The organism is Rhizobium sp. LC145, from assembly GCF_001005825.1.
GTDB lineage: Bacteria > Pseudomonadota > Alphaproteobacteria > Rhizobiales > Rhizobiaceae > Neorhizobium.
This window is the reverse complement of record NZ_LBHV01000002.1, coordinates 425,659-447,788: the sequence shown is the minus strand read 5'-3', so window position 1 is coordinate 447,788 and position 22,130 is coordinate 425,659. Positions and strand designations below refer to the sequence as shown.

Genomic DNA, 22,130 nt, shown 5'->3' with positions numbered 1-22,130 from the left:
GTTTCACCAGTGCCACAGCGTGCCGTCTTCAAGACGGTTCACCGGCAGGTAGGCGCGCTGGTATGGAAATTTTTCCGCAAGCTTCTCGTCGATATCGACGCCGTGACCGATCGCCTCGCCCGGATGCAGGTAGCCATCCGCAAGGCTCCAGGCACTCGGGAAGATTTCCAGGATCTGCGGCAGGTAACCGGAATATTCCTGGATACCGAAATTCGGCGCCCAGAGATCGAGATGCAGATTGGCGCCGAGGCAGATGGGCGACATGTCCATCGCGCCGTGGCAGGCGGTACGGACATTGTAGACGCCCGCGAAATCCATGATCCGGCGAAGCGCGGTCACGCCGCCTGCATGTACGGTGGTCATGCGGATATAATCGATCAGTTGCTCTTCGATCAGCAGCCGTGCGTCCCAGATCGTGTTGAATACCTCGCCGACCGCAAGCGGCGTCGTGGTATGCTGGCGGATCAGGCGGAAACCTTCCTGATGTTCGGCGGCGACCATGTCTTCCAGCCAGAAGAGGCGGGCGAATTCGAGATCCTTGCCGAGCCGCGCCGCTTCGATCGGGGTCAGGCGGTGATGGGTATCGTGCAACAGCTCGATATCCCAGCCATGTGCCTCGCGCACCGTCTTAAAAAGCTCCGGTATGTGACGGAGATATTTAGAGGTCGACCAGGTTTCTTCATGCGGAAAGGCGTCGTCATCAGCATTGTTTGTGACCGACTTCGCACCCGTGCCGTAGACGTCCGCAAGGCCTGGAATGCCCACCTGCACCCGGATGGCCTTGTAGCCCTCCTCCTTGCGCCGGCCGACCGCCTCCACGGCTTGCGCGATATCGCGCCCATGCGCATGGGTGTAGCACAGCACTTTCTCGCGGCTGGCGCCGCCGAGAAGCTGATAGAGCGGCATGCTGGCGGCCTTGGCCTTGATGTCCCAGAGTGCGGTGTCGATGCCGGCGATCGCCGCCATGGTCACCGGCCCTCTACGCCAATAGGCGCCCTTGTAGAAATACTGCCAGATGTCTTCGATGCGAGAGGGGTCCCGGCCGATCAATAGCGGCGCCAGGTGCTCCTGCAGATAGGCGACGACGGCCTTTTCGCGACCGTTCAACGTCGCGTCGCCGACCCCTGTCAGCCCTTCGTCGGTGAATATCTTGACGGTGACGAAATTGCGCCCCGGCGAGCAGACGATGATTTTGACATCGGTAATTTTCATGACTTATCCATTGGCTGAAACTGTGCCCGCTTGACTGCGGGTTCGTAGCGGAACCGGTTGTGGATGCGCCGGCTTCGCGGATCGGGGTGGGGAATGGCGGAAAGAAGCGCGCGCGTGTAATCGTGGGACGGATCGTTGACGACCCGATCGGTCTCGCCGGCCTCCACGATCCGGCCGCGATACATGACCGCGACGCGATCGCACATGTAGCGGATCACCGACATGTCATGCGAGATGAAGACATAGGAAAGGCCCATCTCGTCCTGGAGCTGCATCATCAGATCGAGCATCTGCGAGCGAAGCGACACGTCGAGCGCCGATGTCGCCTCGTCGGCGACGATGAGCCTCGGATTGACCGCAATGGCGCGTGCTATGCCGATGCGCTGGCGCTGGCCGCCGGAAAAGGCATGCGGATAGCGCTCGCGCCAAGCCGGCTCGAGCCCCACCTGACGCATGAGATGGGCAACGCGATCGTCGCGTTCGCTTCCCTTCATGCCGGCAAGCTTCAGGGGTTCGGCTATGATCTGCCCGACGGTCTTGCGCGGACTAAGCGAGCCGACAGGATCCTGAAAGATCATCCGGACCTCGCGGCGGATATCCTTCAAGGTCGCATTGTCTGCCGTGCGGATATCCAGCGTTCGGCCATCCGTGCGGCGGTAGTCGATCGTGCCGGACTGGGGATCATAGATGCGCAGAAGGCATCGCCCCATCGTCGTCTTGCCGGAACCGGATTCGCCGACGATGCCGAGCGTTTCCCCCGGCCGCACGGCGAGCGATACATCATCGACCGCCTTGAGCCCCGACGCGAAGGTCAGCGACAGGTTCTTCACTTCCAGAAGAGGCGGTGTCTCGGTCGGCATCTCAGCTCGCCGGACACGAACTTCAGCCTTTTTCTCCAGCTTGACGACGGAGCCGATCAGCCGACGCGTGTAGTCGTCCTGAGGGGCGTGGAATATCTGGTCGACCGGGCCCTTCTCCATCACCTTGCCGCGATACATGACCAGTACTTCGTCGGCGATCTCGGCGACGACGCCCATATCGTGGGTGATGAAGAGCACAGCCATGCCGTGGCTCTGCTGCAGTTTCTTGATGAGGTCGAGGATTTCGGCCTGGGTTGTCACGTCGAGCGCGGTTGTCGGCTCATCCGCGATCAGCACGGACGGATTGCATGCCAGCGCCATGGCGATCATCACGCGCTGGCGCATGCCGCCGGAGAATTCGAACGTATAGCGGTCGATCGCCGTTTCCGGCCGCGGGATTTCCACCTGCTTCAGCAGTTCTAAAACACGGGCGCGCTGTTCGTTTCCGCGGATGCCGAAATGGATGCGCAGCGTCTCGCCGATCTGGGTGCCGATGCGGTGGACCGGCGACAGCGAACTCATCGGCTCCTGGAAGATCATGGCGATCTCCTTGCCGCGAATGCCGCGGATGTCCCGCCCCCGCGGATCGAGCCTGGCGAGATCGGTCTTGGAGCCGTCGGCGCGCGTGAGCAGGATCGAGCCACCTTCGATCTGTCCGGGTTTGTCGACGATCTGCAGGATCGAACGGGCCGTGACCGACTTGCCGGAACCGGATTCGCCGACGACGCAGAGCGTCTTACCTCGTTGAAGCTCGAAGGAGACACCGTCGACGGCCTTGAACACACCGGTGCGGGTCGGGAAATAGGTCCTGAGGTCCTCAACCTTCAGGATCGTGTCGCCGGAGGGGTTCAAAGTCTTGGTCATGAAACGTCCTCATAGGGGTCTGCGGCATCGCGCAGGCCGTCACCCAGGAAATTCAGCGCAAGGACCGAAATCACGATCGCGGCGGCCGGCGTGAAGAGCAGCCACGGTGCCTGCGCGACGGCCCGGATATTCTGGGCCTCCTGCAGCAGCACGCCCCAGGAAATGATCGGCGGCTGCAGGCCGATGCCGAGGAAGGAAAGCGCCGTCTCGGCAAGGATCATCGAGGGGATCGCGAGCGTCAGCGTCGCGATAATGTGGCTCATGAAGGACGGCACGAGATGATTGAAGATGATGCCGATCTCACTCATGCCGTCGAGACGCGCGGCGATGACGAAATCTTCGCTACGCAGCGACAGGAACTTGCCGCGCACCTCGCGGGCGAGGCTCGTCCAGCCGATCAGGGAGACGATCAACGTGATAACGAAATACGTCCTGAGCGGCGGCCAGCCAACGGGGATCGCGGCCGCAAGGCCCATCCATAGCGGAATGGTGGGGATAGAGCGCAGGAGTTCGATGACACGCTGGATCGCGAGATCAACCCAGCCGCCGAAGAAGCCGGATACCCCGCCGATCGTCACGCCAAGGATCAGGCTCATGAAGACGCCGACAAGCCCGATGGACAGCGAGATTTTGGCGCCGTGCACGACGCGCGAGAAAATATCCCGGCCGAGCCGGTCGGCGCCGAAAATATACATGCTGTCGCCGGGTTTCGGGTCGATCATCCCGAAGAGCTTTGTCTCCATGGGAATGAAGCCCAGCAGATGATAGGGCTGCGGAGCCTTGACGAAGAAGCCGACAGGAACCGGTCTGGCCGGATCGGGCGTGAACTCGCGGCGCATGGACTCGGTGTTCAGCGTCATCCGGAGCTGGTCGACATGGGGTCGGAATGCCCCCTCATGCATGAGGGAAAGCCCCTGCGGCGGCGCATAGGTGAAGCGTGCATTGGTGGCGTTCGGGTCGAATGGCGCGATAAAATCCGCAAAGGCCGCGACCAGATACATGAAGATGATCACGACCAGGCTGACGAGCGCGATCTTGTGCTTCTTGAACTTGAGCCAGAAAAGGCGCCATTGGCCGGCGGCAGCGATATCCTTACCCGCAAGATCGAAAGAGGGGCCGGTATCGGGCGGAAGATGCGTGATGTCTGTCATTGAAAGCGTATCCGCGGGTCGGTGATGGCGAGCAGGATGTCCGAAACCAGCGTGCCTATGATCGTGAGCACCGATATCAGGAGAATGAGCGAGCCGGCGAGATACATGTCCTGGGCAAGCAGGGCGCGCAGGAGCAGCGGTCCGGTCGTCGGCAGGCTCATAACCACCGAGACGATGATCTCCCCGGAGATCACGGCCGGGAGTATCCAGCCGAGTGTCGAAATCAGCGGATTAAGGGCAAGCCGCACGGGATAGCGGATCAGGAGTTCGAATTCCGACATGCCCTTCGCCCGTGCCGTCGTGACATAGGGCCTCGACAACTCGTCGAGCAGGTTGGCGCGCATGATGCGAACGAGCGCGGCCAGCGAGCCGAGGCCGATGACGATGACCGGCAACCAGACATGCCGGGCAAAATCCGTGAGCTTGCCGAAGCTCCACGGCGCATCGACATAGGCCGGCGAGAAAAGCCCGCCCACGCTTTGGCCGAACCAGGCGGACATGATGTACATGGCCGAAAGCGCCATCAGAAAATCGGGAATGGCCAGGAAGAAGAAGGCGAGGAAGGTCGCGGTATAGTCGGAGATCGAATACTGCCGCACCGCCGACAGGATGCCGATCGGGATCGCGATCGCCCAGACGAAGCAAAGCGTGAGCACGGAAAGCAGGAGGGAAAACCCGAGCCGGTTCCAGATGAGCTCCGTCACCGGCCTGCCGAGCTCGAAGGATATGCCGAAGTCACCACGCGTCAGGATGCCGGCGATCCATTTATAGTACTGGAAGTAGATGGGCTGATCGAGGCCGTAGCGTTCCCGCATGGCCGCGACCGTGCCGGCCTCCACCGCCCCGCCCTGGCTCGCCCAATCCGCCATCAGCGTCGTGAGATAGTCGCCCGGCGGGAGTTGGATGATGATGAAGGCGATGATGGAGACGGCAAACAGTGTCGGGATCGCGAACACCAGCCGCTTGATGATGAAACGAAGCATGGTTTGGGACCGTTCGAACGGATCGAAGGGGTAGCCGGCGATGGCAGGGGCGCCACCGGCGGCCTCGGGAGGAGGCGGTCAATTCGCCTTGTCGAAGTACCACTGGGTCAGGGTCGGTGCGGGATGCCAGAGATTGCCGGTGATGGGGATGCCGTCGACGACGTTTTTCAGGTTCTTCGATACCATCATGTATTTCGGCATGGGCCGCGAAATACCGATATTGAGGAAGTTGTCGGCCGAAAGGTTCAGGAATTCCTTCATCTTCTCGCGGCGATCGTCATCGGTGACGGCGGCGTTCACCTTGTCATAGGCCGCCATCAGTGCCTTGACTTCCGCCGGCGGCTCCTCCCCCGTCGAATGATCGGAGTACCACTCGCTCCATTTCACGGCAAAGAAGATGTCGGCCTTCTGGAAGGGCATATAGCAGCGCGGATCGGTGTAAACCTCCGACAATCCGCCGACACAGTTCCAGATATAGGCGTCCTGCTCGTTTGCCGCCCACATGGTGTTAAGCCGAGCGCGATCGGTGGTGCGGAGTTGGATATCGATGCCGACATCCTTGGCATATTGCTGCACCATCTGCATCACGTCCGGATAGGAGAGACCGAAGACATCCGCCACCATGAAGTTGATGGTGAGGCGCTTGCCGGTCTCATCCAGGCGGAAGCCCGCAGCATCCTTGTTCGGCATTATCTTATCGAGCATCTCGTTCGAGAGTTCGGGATTGTATTCGGTATATTGCGTCGCCTCGCGCTCATTGAAGAGTTCATGCTCGGGCTGGACCGCAACCTGGGCAGGAGCGCCCTGCCCCACATAGACGAGATCGATGATTTCCTGCCGATTGATCGCGTGGCTCAGCGCGATGCGGAAATCCTTGTTCTGGAAAAGCTTGCGTTTCAGCGGATCGGTGGAGTTCAGATTGAGCAGGACCACGGCGTCGTTTGCCGGCAGATCCTTCACATCCACGAACCGGTAGTTTCCGGTTTCCTGTCCGTCGAAAAGGACGGATTTGAAGGTCGAGTTGTTGATGTGGCGGAAGGCGAAATCGAATTCACCGGAGGTCATCTTCAGCGCCATGAGCTGCGGATCGTCGAGCTTTGCCCAGGTGATGCCATCGATATAGGGAAGCTGGTTACCCTCCGGATCGACCTTCCAGTAATAGGGGTTGCGGGTCGCCACCACGCGCTCACTGTCGGCATAGGGAACCGTCAGGACCCACGGGTTCAGCGTCGGCAGTTCGAGATTCTGCCAGAAGGGCGGTTGGAAGGTCAGTGAAACCTTGGAATTGAAGAGCGCCACCCAGTCGCCAGCGGCCGGATTGGCTTTGAGCAGGTCCGCAATGCCGTCCTTGTTGTACTTCTCGTGGAATTGGCTGAGATAATGCTTGGGATAGATGACCGGCAAATGGCCCTGGCCATAGGCGAGCTGCTGCAGGAAGAGACCGTAGGGCGAGTCGAACTTGAACTCGACGGTGACATCATCGATCTTGCGGACCTTCACCGGCTTGCCGGCGACCGTGAACGTCGGGTTCTTGGCAGGAGATAGCGCATCGTTCATGAACACGTCTTCGTACCAGAACATGATGTCGTTGGCGGTGAAGGGCTGACCGTCGCTCCACTTCAAGCCCTTGCGGAGCTTGAACGTGTAGGTGGTCGCGTCCTCGGATGCGGTGAACTCCTCGGCCAGTGACGGGGCGACCTTCTTCCACTCGGGGTCCCAGCGCACTAGTAGTTCATTGGCGATCGTACGGGTCAGGTTATAGTGGTCGCCATTGGCGAGGATCGTCGTGCGCAGCGTGCCGCCATATTTGCCGACGCCACCGACCATCGTCTCCACATAGGGCTGCTCGGGAAGGCGCTCGGAAACAGCGGGCAGCTTGCCGGCCTTGACCTCTTCTTCCAGCATCGGCGACTGCTTGAACTCCATCGCCCAGGCCGGGGCCATCGAACTTAGAATGAGCGTCCCCACCAGGCCTGACGACATGACAAGGCCACGCAGCTTCCGCTGATAAAGCATCTTCTCTCCTCCTCTTGGGCCAACCCTCACCGCCGGCCTGCTCCCCATAGGCCGTTGCGGCCCAAGATGGACAAAAGCTTCCAGATCGTACATTATTTGTCAATCAGAATGTATAAAGTGAACTATTTCACTCTTTGCAACCGAGAAGAAAGTGCATTAAAAGCAAGCACATGAGCACGATCACCAACATTCGCGACGCGAGCTCCGAGGGCGATGATTCCATGGAGGACGGCGGTTCCTCCATCTACGAGCGGCTGCGCGACGACATCATCCACGGGCGGGTCAAGGCCAATGAACGGCTGAAAGTGGCTGATTTGGCAAGCCGCATGGGCACGTCCACCAACCCGGTCAGAGAGGCGCTGCAGCAGCTTCGCGGCGAAGGCTTCGTCATCATGACGCCGAACCGTGGCGCGCGGGTTCGGCCGATCGATGAGGAGTTCGTGCGCGATATCTGCGAGATCGAAGTTTTGATCGAGCCGGCGCTGACCCGCTGGTTCGTCGGGATCGTCACCAAGGAGGACATCGAGGAGCTGGAAAGCATTCAGGCGGAGATCGAAGGGCTCAATTTCGCGGATGAAATGAAGCACTCCAATCTGGATCTGCGGTTCCACAAACTGATGTACGACCGCCATTACAACCGGCATGCAGTGGATCTATGGATGCGGCATCGTCACATCCTGTGGGCGATCAGCCGCCGTTTTCCAACGTCGTTGAGCCGGCAGTCGAACGTGCTGGACGAACACCGCGAATTACTCGCCTGCATCAAGGCACAGGACGCGGATGGCGCTGCCCGCATGATCGGGCGTCATGTCGAGGGGTCAGGCCGCCACATCATAGAGCGAATGCGCCTGGCGCGGCTGACCGCTCCATAAGTCAAGTTTAAGAAATCCAACATCGAAGCTTGGCTCCCCGATGACGCAAGACCTTCTACTTGCCGGTTTGACGAGAGATCTCCCTGGAGGCGAGGTGCAGAACGAGCGCCGCCGGCAACGCGAGGCAAAAACGGAGGCGGCATAGGGCTGAAAATCGGGGTGTCACACTGGTGCGGCTCGCGGAGTATACCTATCTCCTGCAAAATCTCAGGAGACCGCTTTGTCAGAGTTCATCAGCTACCTTTTCGCCATCTTCGTTGTAACGCCGCTTCAGGCTGAGATTTCTGAACGTCTTCAGGGCGTCCCATCTGCGGAGATTGTTGCGGCTGGTAGGGCCTGCATAACGTCTGAAGGACCGAACTTGCTCCAGCGTGCGCAGGAGAACTGGGGATGGGCGGCGGCAAATGGCCTGGGTGTTGCGGCCGGTCTGGTCGATCCAGTTACACTGCTGCCGCAGAGCAACGAGAACTGCCGTCAGGTGGTGCAGGTTCTTACTGCCCGTGAGGCGGATGCCTAGGCAAAGCATTGAGCTTTCTCGAATCTCGGCCGATTGGAATTCAATGCCCCGCTAATCGGAATTTCAAGGTCGCAATCTGGAAGGAGGAATGCTTCCGAACGGCGGTTCGTTGTCGGCGCACCAGGCAGGACCGGACGCGGTGATCATGAACGGCGGGAAGCAATTGTCCGGAATCAGGCCATGTGCCAACTTATCCTCCGAACGTTTCAGAGGAGGTGGTGTAATGTTGCGTACGATTTTGCCTTTGGTTGCAATGGTTTCGCTTGGGTTGTTCAATCTTGGCGCTGCAAATGCCGGACAGGTCGCGCTCACATCGAGTGCGAGCGTCAAGAATGATCTCAAGTATCTTTTGTACACGCCGGATGGATACGAGGCGTCCACGGAATCTTATCCTCTCGTCATATGGCTCCACGGAGGGGATCAGGGTGGAAGTGATATTGAAAAAGTCAAATCGAGCGGCATTCCAAAGCTGATCGAAGACGGAAAGCAATTTCCATTTCTCGTCTTTTCTCCTCAAAACCCGAGCGAAGAGCTGCTTTATCCAATCGAGAAAGTGGACTCTGCTCTTGAGGAAGTAATTTCGAAATATCGCGTTGACCGTTCACGCATCTATGTCGTCGGTTTTAGCCGGGGGGGCTTCGGCGCCTGGGCCTTGGCTGAACAGTTTCCGGACAAATTCGCCGCTATCGTGCCGATCGCTGGCGGCGGCAATCGGCACTATCTGAATAGAACGAACGAGAAAGCTGCGTTCTGGGTGTTTCATGGCTCAGATGATGATGTAATCCCGTTATCGGATTCGGTTGTGCTTTATGAGCGACTTAAGACTCTGAAACGCAACGCTCGACTGACCGTGCTGGAAGGTGTCGATCATTCGGGCGTCGAGTGGGCGACCTTGAATGATGCTGAACTATGGGATTGGCTGCTGAAGCAGCGTCTTGAGGAGGCGCCTCAATAGCGTGAGGATTGCGCTTCCGCTGTAGCCATATAATTGTCCTCGACTTGTTTAAGACGCAATTGCATCCTATATTGCACTCATCGGCATTGCTGATGAGCGCTGAATGAAATCGCCGCTCGCAATTGCCGTCGTCGCTTCGACTTTTGACCACGGATGTACTGGCAGGAAAGATAGCGATGATGAGGAAGGTCGGTGCGGTTTCGCCCCGGCCTTTTTTGTTGCGAGGTTACGCAGGCTTTGCTGAGGCGCCTTGTTCCTTCACGACTGCTTTTACAAAATCGATCGCGTCAGCCACTGTAACCAGATTTTCCGCGACATCATTTTGAACGTCGATTCCGAACTCTTCCTCGATTAGAATAACGATCTGAGCGATCTCTAATGAATCAGCACCCAGGTCGTCGGTCAAACGCGCGCTATCGGTTATCTCATCGGAACTGACCCCGAGCTGTTCGGCGATGATGTTTCTGATCCGGCTAGCCGTCGTAGTGTCTGTATCCGCCATTGTGGCCCTCTCAGTTGAAGGAGCGCGCACCTATCTCTTGATCGGTGCTGATCAAGATTATTCCGAGTGATAGCGGCAATTATAAGTACCGGGCGTACCACCTCGAGAGAGCAGTCATCGTCAGCCCATCGTCGCGCGTGGTGACTTTTTCGCACCCGGCCGCTCTCGAGTAGGAGGCTTTCTTAGATAGCGCGCGCTTAGGGACAGAAGGATTGCGGCGAATACACAAAATGCCGAGCCGCGCAGGCTTTCGTAGCTGAGAACCCCGATAACCCCTCCCAAGGCGAAGAAGATTATCGTCGCGAGATGAAGCTTCAGGCGCCGAATCATATCTGCTTTTGCCGGATCGGCTTTGCTCCCCGATAACATAGCAAGTCCAACGCCGATGTCGGTAGCAATCCCGGAAACATGAGTGGTACGAACCCTGCTACCGGAAATCCTGGTTGAGGCGGCATTCTGAATGCCCATTGTCAGACTGAGTAGACCGACGACGAGAATGCCATTCGGTGGTTGCGCCTTAAGTACCAAGACAAGTCCTACTGCCATCAACACGGCCGCCTCTGCCACCAACGTGAGCGCATAGATGTTGGTGAGCTTTCTACCTTTTCCGATCTCGATAAAAAGGGAAGCCAGGAAAGCTCCAAATATGAACATCGCTACAACAGTCAAAAACGCAAACGCGGCGTTAAGCTGCCATACGGACAACAGCTCGGAGGCAATGGAGACGTTCCCGGTCATATTCGCCGAGAAGTATCCGTAGACCATGTATCCTGCGCTATTCACTCCGCCGGCGACAAACGCCAGTATGGCAGCGAGCAGCAGGTCTACGGATGCCGTTCGCGTATCACCTTCGTGTACGAGCATTTTCGTTCAGTCACCACCAAGTCAAAGCCGCCTAAATGCATAGTGCATCGGGGCTGGAGACGCTGCAATGTATAAGTAGCGTAATTCTTAATCCCCAAGATTAAACCATGCCAATCCTGGGACGCCCGCCACAAGCATCTGCCTATCCGCGAGATGTAGTTCACGACCTAGTTCTCCCCACCGGGAGTAAAGCGAGCAATCAGCATGTGCCGGTCACCGGGATAGGTGAAGCGCACGAAGGTGACTGGACCGCTGCTGCTCCAGGTGCGTCGTTCGATGATAAGGCAGGCAGTATGGCGGGGGATCTCAAGCGCCGCAGCAGCATCTGCCCCGGCCGAAACGGATGAAATGCGATGTTCGGCGGCACTCCAGGGCACACGGCTGATCAGCCAGGCGCCGGGCGCCACCCTTGAGAAATCCTCGCCATCCGCTTCCGGCACGGCAGACAGATTGATGAGCCTCTGCTCAAGGCAGAACGGGCGGTCGCCGGCATTGTGGATGCAGGTCAGATCGAGCAAGGGCCTGCTTTCTGGCAGGTCCAGATGTATCCGGTCCGCCGGCCCTGCATTCCGCACCATCCGGCTTGCCAGCCTGAAGGAATAGGCAAGCCGAAGCGACCGCACCTCGGTCTCGATGTCATGAATCTCGAGCACGGCAGCTTGCGCCGCAGGCTGGGCGACAAAGCTGCCGGATTTCCTGCGGCGTTCGATAAGGCCGCTCCTGGCAAGCTGCGTCAGCACCTTGTTCGCCGTCATGCGAGAGCAGCCGTGTTGCGCGGCGAGATCCACCTCGAACGGCAGGCGATGGCCCGGGGGCCACTCCCCGGAGACGATCTTGCCTTCAAGATCGCTCAGGATTCGTTGATGAAGCGTCGCTTCCTTCGCCGTTGTCATAGCGAGAGAAGTTCCTTCATCGTGGCACGGAACCGCCGGCTGATCGCGTCGCGGCGGATATGCCGGCCGTTCTCCACCTGCTTGCGACCGAGCGCCCACACACAGTCGACCGCAACCCCACCCGCAAATATCCAGTGATCGAGGATCTGGGCCGGAGAGAGATAGGGAACTTCCCCGAGATCGAGCGATACGATGTCGGCAAAATTACCCTCCGCCAAACCGGCCGGCGCACCGAGAGCGAGACTGCCGCCAAGGAGCGCCTGTTCGAACAACAGCGCACCGGTCGAACCCTCCGGCCGAGCCATCACATTGCGCGCCCTTGAGGCCAGACGCTGCGAATATTCGAGCTGCCGCAGCTCGCCCGGCACCGAGATCAAGACATTTGAATCCGATCCGATGCCGAACCGCCCGCTTTCGCCGAGGAAAGCCGCGCCGTTGAACATCCCATCGCCCAGATTGGCCTCGGTGATCGGGCAAAGGCCGGCGATCGCGCCGCTTTTGGCCACCCCTCGTGTTTCCTGTTCGCTCATGTGCGTTGCATGGATCAGGCACCAGCGCTCGTTCACCGGCATGTTGGCCAGCAGCCATTCGACCGGCCTTGCGTCCGACCAGGCCAGGCAGTCTTCAACCTCCCTGACCTGTTCCGCCACATGGATATGAACCGGCCCATCAGTCATCCGCACGATGCTTGCGAGCTCCTCCGGCGTTACAGCTCGCAGGCTATGAGGAGCAACGCCAAGCCGCGCTCCGGGAAGAACTGCGGTGAGCTTTTCGCAAAGCTCCATGAGCGCCGCGAACGCCTCGGGCGAGTGAATGAAGCGCCGCTGCCCCTCGATCGGCTCTGCGCCGCCGAAACCCGAATGGGCGTAGAAGACCGGCAGCAAGGTGAGCGCAATGCCGGCTTCGGCACTTGCAGAAGCAATCCGCTCGGCCATTTCCGCAATATTGGCGTAGTGTCTGCCATCCTTGTCATGATGCAGGTAATGGAACTCGCCCACGCGGCTGAGACCGGCCTCCAGCATCTCCATGTATAGCTGGGTGGCCACCACCTCCATCTGATCCGGCGTCATGGAGAGCGCGAACTTGTACATCAGCGTCCGCCAGCTCCAGAAACTGTCCTCGCCGGGGCCGCGCTTCTCGGTGAGACCGGCCATTGCGCGCTGGAAGGCATGGCTATGGAGGTTCGGCATCGCGGGTAAGAGCAGCTCATGACGCTCGTCGGCCGCCTCCGCCTCGACATCGGCCTCCACACTGGAGAGGCGGGTCTCTTCGATCGTCAGCCGGACGTTTTTCCGCCAGCCTTCCGGCAAGAGCGCCCTATCTGCATGAAGCGTGACCATGCTTCTCTTTCCTTTGCCGTCGGAGCCGAAAATTCCGGCTTGTCACTTTGTCCATTATGTATATACATGTTGACACATAAAGAAAGGCGAAAAGCTGATGTATGGGGACGATTTTGTGAAAGCCGCATCCGGTACGGGAGGTTCCTCCCGCCTTTGGCGGAACGCGCGGATTGCGACACTTACGCCAAATTCCAAAGGCTTCGGCGTCATCGAAGCCGGAGCGATCGCGGTGAGCGATGGCAGGCTCGCCTATGTCGGAACCGAAGCCGATCTGCCTGGAGAATTCGCCGCTGATGCGGAGGCCATGGATTGTGGCGGCCGCTGGATCACCCCTGCCCTTGTCGACTGCCATACGCATCTCGTCTTCGGCGGTGACCGGGCAATGGAATTCGAAATGCGGCTCGCCGGCGCGACTTACGAGGAAATCGCCCGTGCCGGCGGCGGCATCATCTCCTCCGTCAAGGCAACCAACGCTCTTTCCGAAGACGAATTGGTGCAGCAGGCGCTTCCACGACTGGATACTCTGCTGGCTGAAGGCGTCTCCACCATTGAAATCAAATCAGGCTATGCGCTGAACATCGAGGGCGAGCTCAAGATGCTGCGCGCCGCCCGCAAGCTTGGCGAGGTCAGGCCCGTCCGCGTGGTGGCGAGCTGGCTTGCCGCGCACGCCACGCCTCCGAAGTATAAAGGACGCAATGGCGACTACTTAACGGAAGTGGTATTGCCGGGACTTGAGGCGGCACATGCGGAAGGGCTTGTCGATGCCGTCGACGGCTTCTGCGAAGGGATCGCTTTTTCCCCTGCCGAAATCGCCCGCGTCTTCGATAAGGCCAAAGAGTTGAGCCTGCCCGTCAAACTGCATGCCGAGCAGCTCTCCGATCTCGGCGGAGCAAAGCTTGCGGCCTCCTATGGCGCGCTTTCGGCCGATCATCTCGAATATCTCACAGCCGAGAATGCGAGGGCCATGGCTGCCGCTGGCACGGTCGCCGTGCTGCTGCCGGGGGCGTTTTATACGTTGAGAGAGAAGCAGGCGCCCCCGGTGAAGGCGTTAAGGGAGGCAGGTGTCCATATCGCGCTTGCCACCGACAGCAACCCCGGCACCTCCCCTCTGACTTCCCTTCTGCTGACGATGAACATGGGGGCGACGCTGTTCGGTCTCACCGTGGAAGAATGCCTAGCGGGTGTGACGCGCGAAGCGGCGCGAGCGCTCGGCCTGCTTTCCGAAACAGGCACGCTGGAAATCGGAAAATCGGCCGATTTCGCCATCTGGGATATCGAGCGGCCGGCGGAACTTGTCTATCGGCTCGGCTTCAACCCGCTCGCCGCGCGCGTCTTCAAGGGCGAAAGGATTTCCGCATGAGCTTTGTTCTTTCTCCCGGCGCCGTGAAACTCGCCACGCTTGCGGATATCTATTGGAACAGTGGTTCAGCTCGACTCGATCCGACCTTCGATGCGGCGATCGAAAAGGGTGCCGCGAGGATCGCCGAGATCGCTGCCGGTAACGAGCCGATCTACGGCATCAATACCGGCTTCGGCAAACTCGCCTCCATCAAGATCGATGCCGCGGACGTGGCCACGCTCCAGCGCAATCTCATCCTCTCCCATTGCTGCGGCGTGGGAGCGCCGCTTCCGGAAAACGTCGTGCGCCTCATCATGGCGCTGAAACTCATCTCGCTCGGCCGTGGCGCCTCCGGCGTGCGGCTGGAACTGGTGAGACTGATCGAGGCGATGCTGGAGCAAGGCGTCATTCCCATCATTCCGGAAAAGGGATCGGTCGGTGCTTCGGGCGACCTTGCACCGCTCGCGCACTTTGCAGCCGTGATGATGGGCCAAGGGGAGGCCAGCTTCTCAGGCGAGACGCTCTCCGGCGGCGAGGCTCTTCGGCGCGCCGGCTTGAAACCTGTCGTGCTCGCCGCCAAGGAGGGCCTGGCCCTCATCAACGGCACCCAGGTCTCGACTGCGCTGGCGCTCGCAGGCCTCTTCCGCGCACATCGCGCCGCCCAGGCCGCCCTCATCACCGGCGCCATGTCGACCGATGCGGCCATGGGCTCGTCCGCTCCGTTCCACCCGGACATCCATACGCTTCGCGGACATCGAGGGCAGATCGATACGGCGGCAGCTCTGCGTGCGCTGCTCGCCGGCTCCGTCATCCGAGAAAGCCATCTGCAGGGCGATGAGCGGGTGCAGGACCCCTATTGCATCCGTTGCCAGCCGCAGGTGGACGGCGCCTGTCTCGACCTCCTGCGCTCCGTCGGCCGCACGCTGGAGATCGAAGCCAATGCGGTCACCGATAATCCGCTGGTGCTCTCGGACAATTCCGTCGTTTCGGGCGGCAATTTCCATGCAGAGCCGGTGGCCTTTGCCGCCGACCAGATCGCCCTTGCCGTCTGCGAAATCGGAGCAATCGCGCAGCGCCGCATCGCGCTTCTCGTCGATCCGGCTCTCTCCTACGGGCTTCCGCCATTTCTTGCAAAGAAGCCGGGGCTGAATTCCGGTATGATGATCGCCGAAGTCACATCCGCTGCCTTGATGAGCGAGAACAAGCAGATGTCGCATCCCGCTTCGGTGGATTCGACGCCCACTTCGGCCAACCAGGAAGACCACGTCTCCATGGCATGCCATGGCGCCCGGCGTCTGCTTGCGATGACGGAAAATCTTTTTGGCATTATCGGAATCGAGGCGCTGGCAGCGGCGCAGGGCGTCGATCTCCGCGCGCCGCTGACGACCAGCCCGCAACTCACCAGCGCCATTGCTGCCCTCAGGACGGAAATTCCCGCGTTGGAGGAGGACCGTTATATGGCAGGTGACCTCAAGACTGCCGCACGGCTGGTCGCCGATGGCATCCTGCATTCTGCCGTTTCGCCCGATATTCTTCCCGCGTTGGAGATCTGAAATGACCAATCCTCGCCACAACATCCGCGAAATCCGCGCTCCCCGCGGTCCCGAACTCAACGCTAAGAGCTGGACGACGGAAGCGCCACTCAGGATGCTGATGAACAATCTCGATCCGGACGTGGCAGAAAACCCGAACGAGCTTGTTGTCTATGGCGGGATCGGCCGCGCCGCGCGTACCTGGGAGGATTTCGACCGGATCGCCGCGACGCTGAAGACGCTTAGCGAGGACGAGACGCTGCTGGTGCAATCGGGCAAGCCGGTGGGTGTCTTCCGCACCCACAAGGATGCGCCGCGGGTGCTGATCGCCAATTCCAACCTGGTGCCGCATTGGGCGACGTGGGACCATTTCAACGAGCTGGATAGACGAGGTCTCGCCATGTACGGGCAGATGACCGCAGGTTCGTGGATTTATATAGGCACCCAGGGCATCGTGCAGGGCACCTATGAGACCTTCGTGGAGGCCGGCCGCCAGCACTACGGCGGCAATCTCAAGGGCAAGTGGATCCTGACCGGCGGGCTTGGGGGCATGGGCGGGGCCCAGCCGCTCGCGGCCGTCATGGCCGGCGCCTGCTGCCTTGCCGTCGAATGTGACGAAACCCGCATCGATTTCCGCCTGCGCACCCGTTATGTCGATGCCAAGGCGAAGACGCTGGACGAAGCACTCGCCATGATCGATCAATGGACCAAGGCGGGTGAAGCAAAATCCGTCGGCCTGCTCGGTAACGCCGCCGAAATTTTCCCGGAACTCGTCAAGCACATGAAGGCAGGCGGCCCGCGCCCCGACATCGTCACCGACCAGACCTCCGCTCATGATCCGCGCAACGGCTATCTGCCGATCGGCTGGACGATTGCAGAGGCCAAAGCCAAACGTGAGAGTGATCCGAAATCCGTCGAGGCGGCCGCGCGCGCGTCCATGAAAACCCATGTGGAGGCCATGGTCGCTTTCTGGGAAGCGGGCGTGCCGACGCTCGACTATGGCAACAACATCCGGCAGGTCGCCAAGGACGAAGGTCTTGAAAACGCCTTCGCCTTCCCCGGCTTCGTTCCGGCCTATATACGCCCGCTCTTCTGCCGCGGCATCGGCCCTTTCCGCTGGGCGGCGCTTTCCGGTGATCCGGAGGATATCTACCGGACCGACGCCAAGGTGAAGGAATTGCTGCCGGACAACACGCATCTGCATAACTGGCTGGACATGGCCAGAGAACGCATCTCCTTCCAAGGCCTGCCGGCACGCATCTGCTGGGTGGGGCTCGGCGATCGTCACCGCCTTGGCCTGGCCTTCAACGAAATGGTCCGCAACGGCGAGCTGAAAGCACCGATCGTCATCGGCCGTGACCATCTCGATTCCGGTTCCGTCGCCTCGCCGAACCGTGAAACGGAAGCAATGAAAGATGGTTCGGACGCCGTTTCCGACTGGCCGCTGCTGAACGCGCTTCTCAATACGGCATCAGGCGCGACCTGGGTTTCGCTGCATCATGGCGGCGGCGTCGGTATGGGGTATTCGCAGCATTCCGGCATGGTGATCTGCTGTGACGGCACCGAGGACGCCGATCGTCGCCTTGAGCGCGTATTGTGGAACGACCCGGCGACCGGCGTCATGCGCCATGCCGATGCCGGCTACGACATCGCTATAGAGTGCGCCAAGGAGCAGAGGCTGCGACTGCCCGGCATTCTCGGGAACTGAGATCGTGCGGGTTTTGCGCGCGACCGATTACACGCGCATGCCGTGGAAGAATGGCGGCGGCGAGACGGTGGAAATCGCCGTCTTCCCGTCGGGTGCCGGATTGGAGGAGTTCGACTGGCGCGTAAGCACCGCGACAGTCGCCGCCGATGGGCCTTTCTCCAGCTTTGCGGGCGTTGACCGGACGTTATCGATCCTTTCCGGCGCAGGGCTCATCCTGTCGATCGACAACGGCGTTCCGGTCATACTCGATCGAAACTCCCCTCCCTGTTCCTTTCCGGCCGACAAACCGACATCCGCACGACTGCTTGATGGTACGATCACCGACCTCAACGTGATGACGAGGCGCGGGCACTACACCCATTATGTCCAGCGGATCGAAACCCCGTGCGTGCTTGTCCCGTCTCCTCACATCAGATTCGTACTGTGTAATCAGGGGAAACTGCAGGTCAGCATACCTGGCGGCGAACTGACGCTCGATGCCCTCGATTGCCTCATCCTTGCTCCCGATGAATGGGATCGAGTGGCACTATCCGGTCAAGTCGCGGCCTTTCTAGTCGAACTCCAGGCAATCCAGGTTGAATGATCATGAGCCGGCCGCAATGTCGCGGCCTATGGCAGCGATGACGGAGCCCTACTTCACGAAAGTCCGTGTCAGGCCCAGGGTCCGGTCGACGACAAGGACGATGGCAAGCGTCAGCAGGACGAGGAGCACCGAAACGCTGGCAACGAGAGGATCGGCCTGGCTCTCCACATGATGGAACAGGGCGACCGGCAGGGTCGTCAGTCGCGGACCGGCCAGAAACATGGTGATCACCACTTCGTCGAACGACACGAGAAAGGCAAGCACCGCGGTTGCGACAATGCCGGGCGCCATCATCGGCAGTGTCACGCGACGGACCACGGTCAGCGGCTTTGCGCCGAGCGACGAGGCCGCCTCCTCGCATGCCAATTCGAGATTTCCGAGTGAGACGGCCAGAACCCGCAACGCATAAGGCAGCGTCACGACCAGGTGGCCTATGACGAGGCCCGTGAAGGTTCCGAGCAATCCGGTGGACGCGAAGATGATCAGGATAGCCAGACCCAGGACGATCGTCGGCAGCAGCAGGGGCGCGGTGAAGAGGTTATACCAGATCTGCGATCCGGCGACCTTGAGGCGAACAATGGCATAGGCCGCGGGAATGCCGATCGCCAGCGACAATACCGTCACGACCAGCGCCAGCCCGAGACTGGTGGTGAAAGCGGACATCATTTGGCTGTTGTTCGCGAGCGCCGCATACCAGCGGAAAGACCAGCTTTCCGGCGGAAAGGACAGGATTTGCTCGCCGCTGAAGGAAATTGGAAAGACCAGAAGAACGGGCGCCAGCAGAAAGAGGAAAAGTACGGCGACCACGATCTTCATCGGCAGGGATGTCTGATGGTTTTCCATGGTCCTATCCTTGCTCCAGAAGCCGCATCGCGCGGGAATAGAGAACCAGCGCCGCGCCGAAAATTACAAGAACGAGCACGGAAAGCGTCGCGGCCAGCGGCCAGTTCAGCGTCACGATCGCCTGGTCATAGATTTCCGTTGCGAGCAGGAAGACACGTCCCCCTCCCATCAGCTTCGGCGTGATGAAGGAAGACACCGCCAGAACGAAACAAAGCAGGCAGCCGAGCGCGATGCCGGGCGCGGTCAAGGGCAGCACGACGCGGCGGAAAACCGCGAAGGGCCTCGCCCCAAGCGTGCTCGCTGCCTCCTCCACCCTCGGATCGAGCCGGCCGAAACCGGCCATCAATGCGAGGATCATATACGGCATGAGGATTTCCGTGAGGCCGATCACCACGCCGGTGGTGTTGAACATCAGGCGCGGCGCCGGAATTCCAAGCGCAGTCATGGCCTTCACCACCGGGCCAGTATCGGAAAGAAGGGCGATCCAGCCATAGGTGCGCACCACCGCAGACGTCAGAAGTGGTGAGATGACGAGCACCGTCAGAAAGCTCTTCCACGCGCCGGTGGCGCGATGCAGGTAAAGCGCGATCGGATAGCTCACCAGCAGCGTCAGCAGCGTGATGGTCAGGCTGACGACGAGCGAATTGACGATGAGATCTATATAGAAGCCGTCTCCCAGCAATCCCGACCAGTTGGCGGCGGTGAAGTTCTCGCCGATGCCCCCACCGGGAAGCGCTTCCCGAATCGAAAGACCGGCAAGATTGAGGATGGGCCAGATGAAGCCGACCGCGTTGACAAGCGCGATCGGAAGCAGGAGCGCAACGGCGACATTGCCGGTTCCGCGACGTTTCGCGGGTTCGAGAAAGGTTGCGGTGCCAGCCGTCATCGTTCCGCTCCGAAGGCGAACGTGTCTTCCACACGCCAGCTCAGCGTCGCCATGTCACCCACCCGGCGCTGCGAGGTGTCCCTGGCGGTCGCCTGCTCGACGATGATTTCTCCGCCGGCCGAATGGAAGTGGTACTGCACGAGATCGCCGATGAAGGTGATGCGGGCAAGCGATGCGGTCAGGCGGTTTTCGCCATCGGCTGCGTTTCCGACAGGCTGACCCTCATGCCACGCGATCGAGATGCGATGCGGCCGGATCATCAATTCGATCTCTCCATCCGCAACGTAGGAGGAGATCCTGACGAGCTCGGGACCGAGCCTGACCGCTCCCTTGCCTTCGCGTATCCCCTTGAGGCGGTTCGTGCGTCCGACGAAGGATGCCACGAAAGAGGTGGCGGGCTCCTCATAGATCTCATGGGGAGTGCCGACCTGCTCCACGGCGCCGCCGCGCATGACGACCACTCGGTCGCACATGCTGAGCGCCTCCACCTGGTCATGTGTGACGAAGACCGTGGTGATGCCGAGCTCCTGCTGGATATCGCGGATCTGGGTTCGCATCTCGTCGCGCAGCTTCGCGTCGAGATTGGAAAGCGGCTCGTCGAGCAGCAGGATCGACGGCTCGATCACCAGAGCCCGTGCGAGCGCCACGCGCTGCTGCTGACCGCCGGAAAGTTCGCGCGGCTTGCGCTCGGCCAGATGCCGAAGCTGGACCATGTCCAGCGCCTTCTCGACCCTCGCGGCGATCTCGGACCGTGCAAGCTTGCGCATTTCGAGCCCGAAGGCGACATTGCGAGCGACCGTCATATGCGGAAAGAGCGCATAACTTTGAAAGACCAACCCCATGTCGCGGGCATAGGGCGGCGCGAAGGTCACCTCCCTGCCCGCCACTGCGATACGGCCTCCGCTCGGCTGTATAAGGCCGGCGATCATACGGAGCGTCGTGGTCTTTCCGCAGCCGGAGGGGCCCAGGAGAGCGATGAGCTCTCCCTTGCGAACCCCGAGGTCCAGTTTCGAAACGGCCGTGAAATTCCCATAGCTCTTGCAGACGCCCTCCAGCGAAAGATGGGCATCGGTCGATGCCAGCTTGCCGTCCCGGGCTATGTTCTGATGCATCATAAGCGCCTCCAATCTTGGCTGACCGCGGATCAGCGGCTGAGCGGGATGACTTGTCGGCGCCATTTCTCCGTTATGGAGTCGCGGATTTTCGCGACCGCGAGCCAATCAATATCGATCATCTTGTCCATCTGGCCCGCCGCCGTCCGCTGCAGCGCTTCGCCAGAGACCTGCGCCTTGCTGTTGGTGGGGGCATAGAACATCTCGGCGGTGAAGGCGGCTTGCGCTTCCGGGCTCAGCGCATAATCGATGAACTTCTTCGCCGCATCGCCTGCCGGAGCATTCTTCACGAGGTTGATCGTGTTGATCTGGAAACCGCTGCCTTCCTCGGGCAGAACCACCGCCATCTTGCCGCCGGAGGTGCCGGAATAGATCTGCGCGCGTGCGTTCCAGCCGATGCCGATAGCCGCTTGGCCGTTCGCGATCGGCGTATACACGTCCGGCTTGGGCTCCCAGGTTTGCACACCGGGCGCGAGTTCACCGAGTTTCTCGATGCCCGCATCGACGTTCTCTTTGTAATCGCCGCCGCCGGCGAGCCTGTTGGCGATGATCGTCAGCGTCGTTCCCTGGATGTCGGGAACGGCCGGGATGACCAGCTTGCCCGCGTAATTCTGATCCCATAGCGCGTTCCAGGACGTCGGCGCCTTCTTGATCTGGTCGGTATTGTAGATCAGTACGAGATTGTCGAAGGTGACGGCTACGCCCGCGACACCTTCGGCGAATGCATTGGGATAAAGATCCTTCACATTGGCGCTGACGCTCTCGTCGACCTTTTCGAAGAGCCCTTCGTCGGCTCCGGCCTTTGCCACCGAGATGTCGAGGATCGCGACGTCGATCTGTGGACTGTCCTTCTGGGCGCGAAGGGTTCCGAGCATCTGTGCGGAGTTCGGCAGGCCGTAGAATTCGACCTTGATGTCGGGATTTTTCTTCATGAAGGGCTCTACGACGGCCTTCGTGTAGTGATCCTGAAATATCCCGCTATAGGCTGTGATTGTGACCGTCTCGGCAGCCGCCCCAGTTGCGGCTCCGAGAGCAAGGATCGACACGGCGATTGAAAGTCTGGCTAACATCTTCTCGTTCCCTCTTTTTTGACGTTGA

General features: G+C 60.2%; 20 protein-coding genes. 7 read left to right on the top strand and 13 right to left on the bottom strand.

All coding sequences use genetic code 11. From position 1 onward, the window contains the following. Nucleotides 1-3: 3 nt before the first annotated feature. From manD to YH62_RS06800, 5 genes are all read right to left on the bottom strand, one after another. Nucleotides 4-1,212 (bottom strand): D-mannonate dehydratase ManD, encoded by a 1,209-nt coding sequence (manD, locus tag YH62_RS06820; protein WP_046793418.1) that lies wholly within the window; start codon nt 1,210-1,212, stop codon nt 4-6. Further along, nucleotides 1,209-2,936, bottom strand: a complete 1,728-nt coding sequence (locus YH62_RS06815) for an ABC transporter ATP-binding protein (protein ID WP_046793417.1) — start codon at nt 2,934-2,936, stop codon at nt 1,209-1,211. Before YH62_RS06815 ends, manD begins: the two co-directional genes overlap by 4 nt. Next, complete coding sequence (locus tag YH62_RS06810) at nt 2,933-4,087, bottom strand: ABC transporter permease (RefSeq protein ID WP_046793416.1); 1,155 nt, start codon at nt 4,085-4,087, stop codon at nt 2,933-2,935. Before YH62_RS06810 ends, YH62_RS06815 begins: the two co-directional genes overlap by 4 nt. After that, nucleotides 4,084-5,070, bottom strand: a complete 987-nt coding sequence (locus YH62_RS06805; RefSeq protein ID WP_046793415.1) for an ABC transporter permease — start codon at nt 5,068-5,070, stop codon at nt 4,084-4,086. Before YH62_RS06805 ends, YH62_RS06810 begins: the two co-directional genes overlap by 4 nt. 78 nt (nt 5,071-5,148) lie before the next feature. After that, entirely contained in the window at nt 5,149-7,086 is a 1,938-nt protein-coding gene (locus tag YH62_RS06800; protein WP_052760355.1) for an ABC transporter substrate-binding protein, read from the bottom strand. Between the two features lie 221 nt (nt 7,087-7,307). Between YH62_RS06800 and YH62_RS06795 the strand changes: the two genes are divergently transcribed. The 3 genes from YH62_RS06795 (at nt 7,308) to YH62_RS06785 (ending at nt 9,430) form a co-directional block, all read left to right on the top strand. Next, nucleotides 7,308-7,958 (top strand): GntR family transcriptional regulator, encoded by a 651-nt coding sequence (locus tag YH62_RS06795; protein WP_245282063.1) that lies wholly within the window; start codon nt 7,308-7,310, stop codon nt 7,956-7,958. 220 nt (nt 7,959-8,178) lie between these two features. Next, nucleotides 8,179-8,475, top strand: a complete 297-nt coding sequence (locus YH62_RS06790) for a hypothetical protein (RefSeq protein WP_046793413.1) — start codon at nt 8,179-8,181, stop codon at nt 8,473-8,475. 223 nt (nt 8,476-8,698) lie between these two features. Continuing rightward, nucleotides 8,699-9,430, top strand: a complete 732-nt coding sequence (locus YH62_RS06785) for an alpha/beta fold hydrolase (protein ID WP_046793412.1) — start codon at nt 8,699-8,701, stop codon at nt 9,428-9,430. Between the two features lie 226 nt (nt 9,431-9,656). Here the strand turns inward: YH62_RS06785 and acpP are convergent, their stop codons facing one another. The 4 genes from acpP to YH62_RS06765 form a co-directional block, all read right to left on the bottom strand. After that, nucleotides 9,657-9,932, bottom strand: a complete 276-nt coding sequence (gene acpP / locus YH62_RS06780; protein WP_046793411.1) for an acyl carrier protein — start codon at nt 9,930-9,932, stop codon at nt 9,657-9,659. A gap of 120 nt (nt 9,933-10,052) precedes the next feature. Then, nucleotides 10,053-10,796: a YoaK family protein gene (locus YH62_RS06775; RefSeq protein WP_046793410.1), complete on the bottom strand. Its 744-nt coding sequence runs from the start codon at nt 10,794-10,796 to the stop codon at nt 10,053-10,055. A gap of 167 nt (nt 10,797-10,963) precedes the next feature. Further along, nucleotides 10,964-11,689, bottom strand: coding sequence for a histidine utilization repressor (gene hutC, locus YH62_RS06770; protein WP_046793409.1), 726 nt, complete (start codon nt 11,687-11,689; stop codon nt 10,964-10,966). Further along, complete coding sequence (locus YH62_RS06765; protein ID WP_046793408.1) at nt 11,686-13,029, bottom strand: formimidoylglutamate deiminase; 1,344 nt, start codon at nt 13,027-13,029, stop codon at nt 11,686-11,688. The genes hutC and YH62_RS06765 overlap by 4 nt, the downstream gene beginning before the upstream one ends. A gap of 97 nt (nt 13,030-13,126) precedes the next feature. On the opposite strand from YH62_RS06765, the gene hutI reads away from it, so the two are divergent. The 4 genes from hutI to YH62_RS06745 are packed head-to-tail and all read left to right on the top strand — an operon-like array spanning nt 13,127 to nt 18,191. Then, the gene (gene hutI / locus YH62_RS06760) at nt 13,127-14,389 is read left to right on the top strand and encodes an imidazolonepropionase (RefSeq protein ID WP_046793407.1); all 1,263 of its coding nucleotides are present in this window, start codon (nt 13,127-13,129) and stop codon (nt 14,387-14,389) included. Continuing rightward, a complete protein-coding gene (hutH, locus tag YH62_RS06755; RefSeq protein WP_046793406.1) occupies nt 14,386-15,921 on the top strand; it encodes a histidine ammonia-lyase in 1,536 nt (511 codons plus the stop codon). Before hutI ends, hutH begins: the two co-directional genes overlap by 4 nt. A gap of 1 nt (nt 15,922) precedes the next feature. After that, the gene (gene hutU / locus YH62_RS06750; protein WP_046793405.1) at nt 15,923-17,608 is read left to right on the top strand and encodes a urocanate hydratase; all 1,686 of its coding nucleotides are present in this window, start codon (nt 15,923-15,925) and stop codon (nt 17,606-17,608) included. Nucleotides 17,609-17,612: 4 nt separating this feature from the next. Continuing rightward, nucleotides 17,613-18,191 (top strand): HutD family protein, encoded by a 579-nt coding sequence (locus YH62_RS06745; RefSeq protein ID WP_046793404.1) that lies wholly within the window; start codon nt 17,613-17,615, stop codon nt 18,189-18,191. A 48-nt stretch (nt 18,192-18,239) separates the two neighbouring features. On the opposite strand, the gene YH62_RS06740 is transcribed toward YH62_RS06745, so the two are convergent. The 4 genes from YH62_RS06740 to YH62_RS06725 are packed head-to-tail and all read right to left on the bottom strand — an operon-like array spanning nt 18,240 to nt 22,102. Then, entirely contained in the window at nt 18,240-19,034 is a 795-nt protein-coding gene (locus YH62_RS06740; protein ID WP_046793403.1) for an ABC transporter permease, read from the bottom strand. A 4-nt stretch (nt 19,035-19,038) separates the two neighbouring features. Continuing rightward, nucleotides 19,039-19,920 carry an ABC transporter permease gene (locus YH62_RS06735; RefSeq protein ID WP_046793402.1) on the bottom strand — a complete coding sequence of 294 codons (882 nt, stop codon included), beginning with the start codon at nt 19,918-19,920 and terminating at the stop codon, nt 19,039-19,041. Beyond that, nucleotides 19,917-21,035 (bottom strand): ABC transporter ATP-binding protein, encoded by a 1,119-nt coding sequence (locus YH62_RS06730; RefSeq protein ID WP_046793401.1) that lies wholly within the window; start codon nt 21,033-21,035, stop codon nt 19,917-19,919. The genes YH62_RS06735 and YH62_RS06730 overlap by 4 nt, the downstream gene beginning before the upstream one ends. A gap of 29 nt (nt 21,036-21,064) precedes the next feature. Beyond that, a complete protein-coding gene (locus YH62_RS06725; RefSeq protein WP_046793400.1) occupies nt 21,065-22,102 on the bottom strand; it encodes an ABC transporter substrate-binding protein in 1,038 nt (345 codons plus the stop codon). Nucleotides 22,103-22,130: the final 28 nt, after the last annotated feature.

Bases quoted from the DNA above. Each gene is read 5' to 3' on its own strand.
- YH62_RS06810 (WP_046793416.1), bottom strand. From the start codon at position 4,087: ATGACAGACATCACGCATCTTCCGCCCGATACCGGCCCCTCTTTCGAT.
- hutU (WP_046793405.1), top strand. From the start codon at position 15,923: ATGACCAATCCTCGCCACAACATCCGCGAAATCCGCGCTCCCCGCGGT.
- acpP (WP_046793411.1), bottom strand. From the start codon at position 9,932: ATGGCGGATACAGACACTACGACGGCTAGCCGGATCAGAAACATCATC.
- YH62_RS06730 (WP_046793401.1), bottom strand. From the start codon at position 21,035: ATGATGCATCAGAACATAGCCCGGGACGGCAAGCTGGCATCGACCGAT.
- YH62_RS06795 (WP_245282063.1), top strand. From the start codon at position 7,308: ATGGAGGACGGCGGTTCCTCCATCTACGAGCGGCTGCGCGACGACATC.
- hutI (WP_046793407.1), top strand. From the start codon at position 13,127: ATGTATGGGGACGATTTTGTGAAAGCCGCATCCGGTACGGGAGGTTCC.
- YH62_RS06735 (WP_046793402.1), bottom strand. From the start codon at position 19,920: ATGACGGCTGGCACCGCAACCTTTCTCGAACCCGCGAAACGTCGCGGA.
- YH62_RS06775 (WP_046793410.1), bottom strand. From the start codon at position 10,796: ATGCTCGTACACGAAGGTGATACGCGAACGGCATCCGTAGACCTGCTG.
- YH62_RS06740 (WP_046793403.1), bottom strand. From the start codon at position 19,034: ATGGAAAACCATCAGACATCCCTGCCGATGAAGATCGTGGTCGCCGTA.
- YH62_RS06815 (WP_046793417.1), bottom strand. From the start codon at position 2,936: ATGACCAAGACTTTGAACCCCTCCGGCGACACGATCCTGAAGGTTGAG.
- manD (WP_046793418.1), bottom strand. From the start codon at position 1,212: ATGAAAATTACCGATGTCAAAATCATCGTCTGCTCGCCGGGGCGCAAT.
- YH62_RS06785 (WP_046793412.1), top strand. From the start codon at position 8,699: ATGTTGCGTACGATTTTGCCTTTGGTTGCAATGGTTTCGCTTGGGTTG.
- hutC (WP_046793409.1), bottom strand. From the start codon at position 11,689: ATGACAACGGCGAAGGAAGCGACGCTTCATCAACGAATCCTGAGCGAT.
- YH62_RS06800 (WP_052760355.1), bottom strand. From the start codon at position 7,086: ATGCTTTATCAGCGGAAGCTGCGTGGCCTTGTCATGTCGTCAGGCCTG.
- YH62_RS06725 (WP_046793400.1), bottom strand. From the start codon at position 22,102: ATGTTAGCCAGACTTTCAATCGCCGTGTCGATCCTTGCTCTCGGAGCC.
- YH62_RS06805 (WP_046793415.1), bottom strand. From the start codon at position 5,070: ATGCTTCGTTTCATCATCAAGCGGCTGGTGTTCGCGATCCCGACACTG.
- hutH (WP_046793406.1), top strand. From the start codon at position 14,386: ATGAGCTTTGTTCTTTCTCCCGGCGCCGTGAAACTCGCCACGCTTGCG.
- YH62_RS06765 (WP_046793408.1), bottom strand. From the start codon at position 13,029: ATGGTCACGCTTCATGCAGATAGGGCGCTCTTGCCGGAAGGCTGGCGG.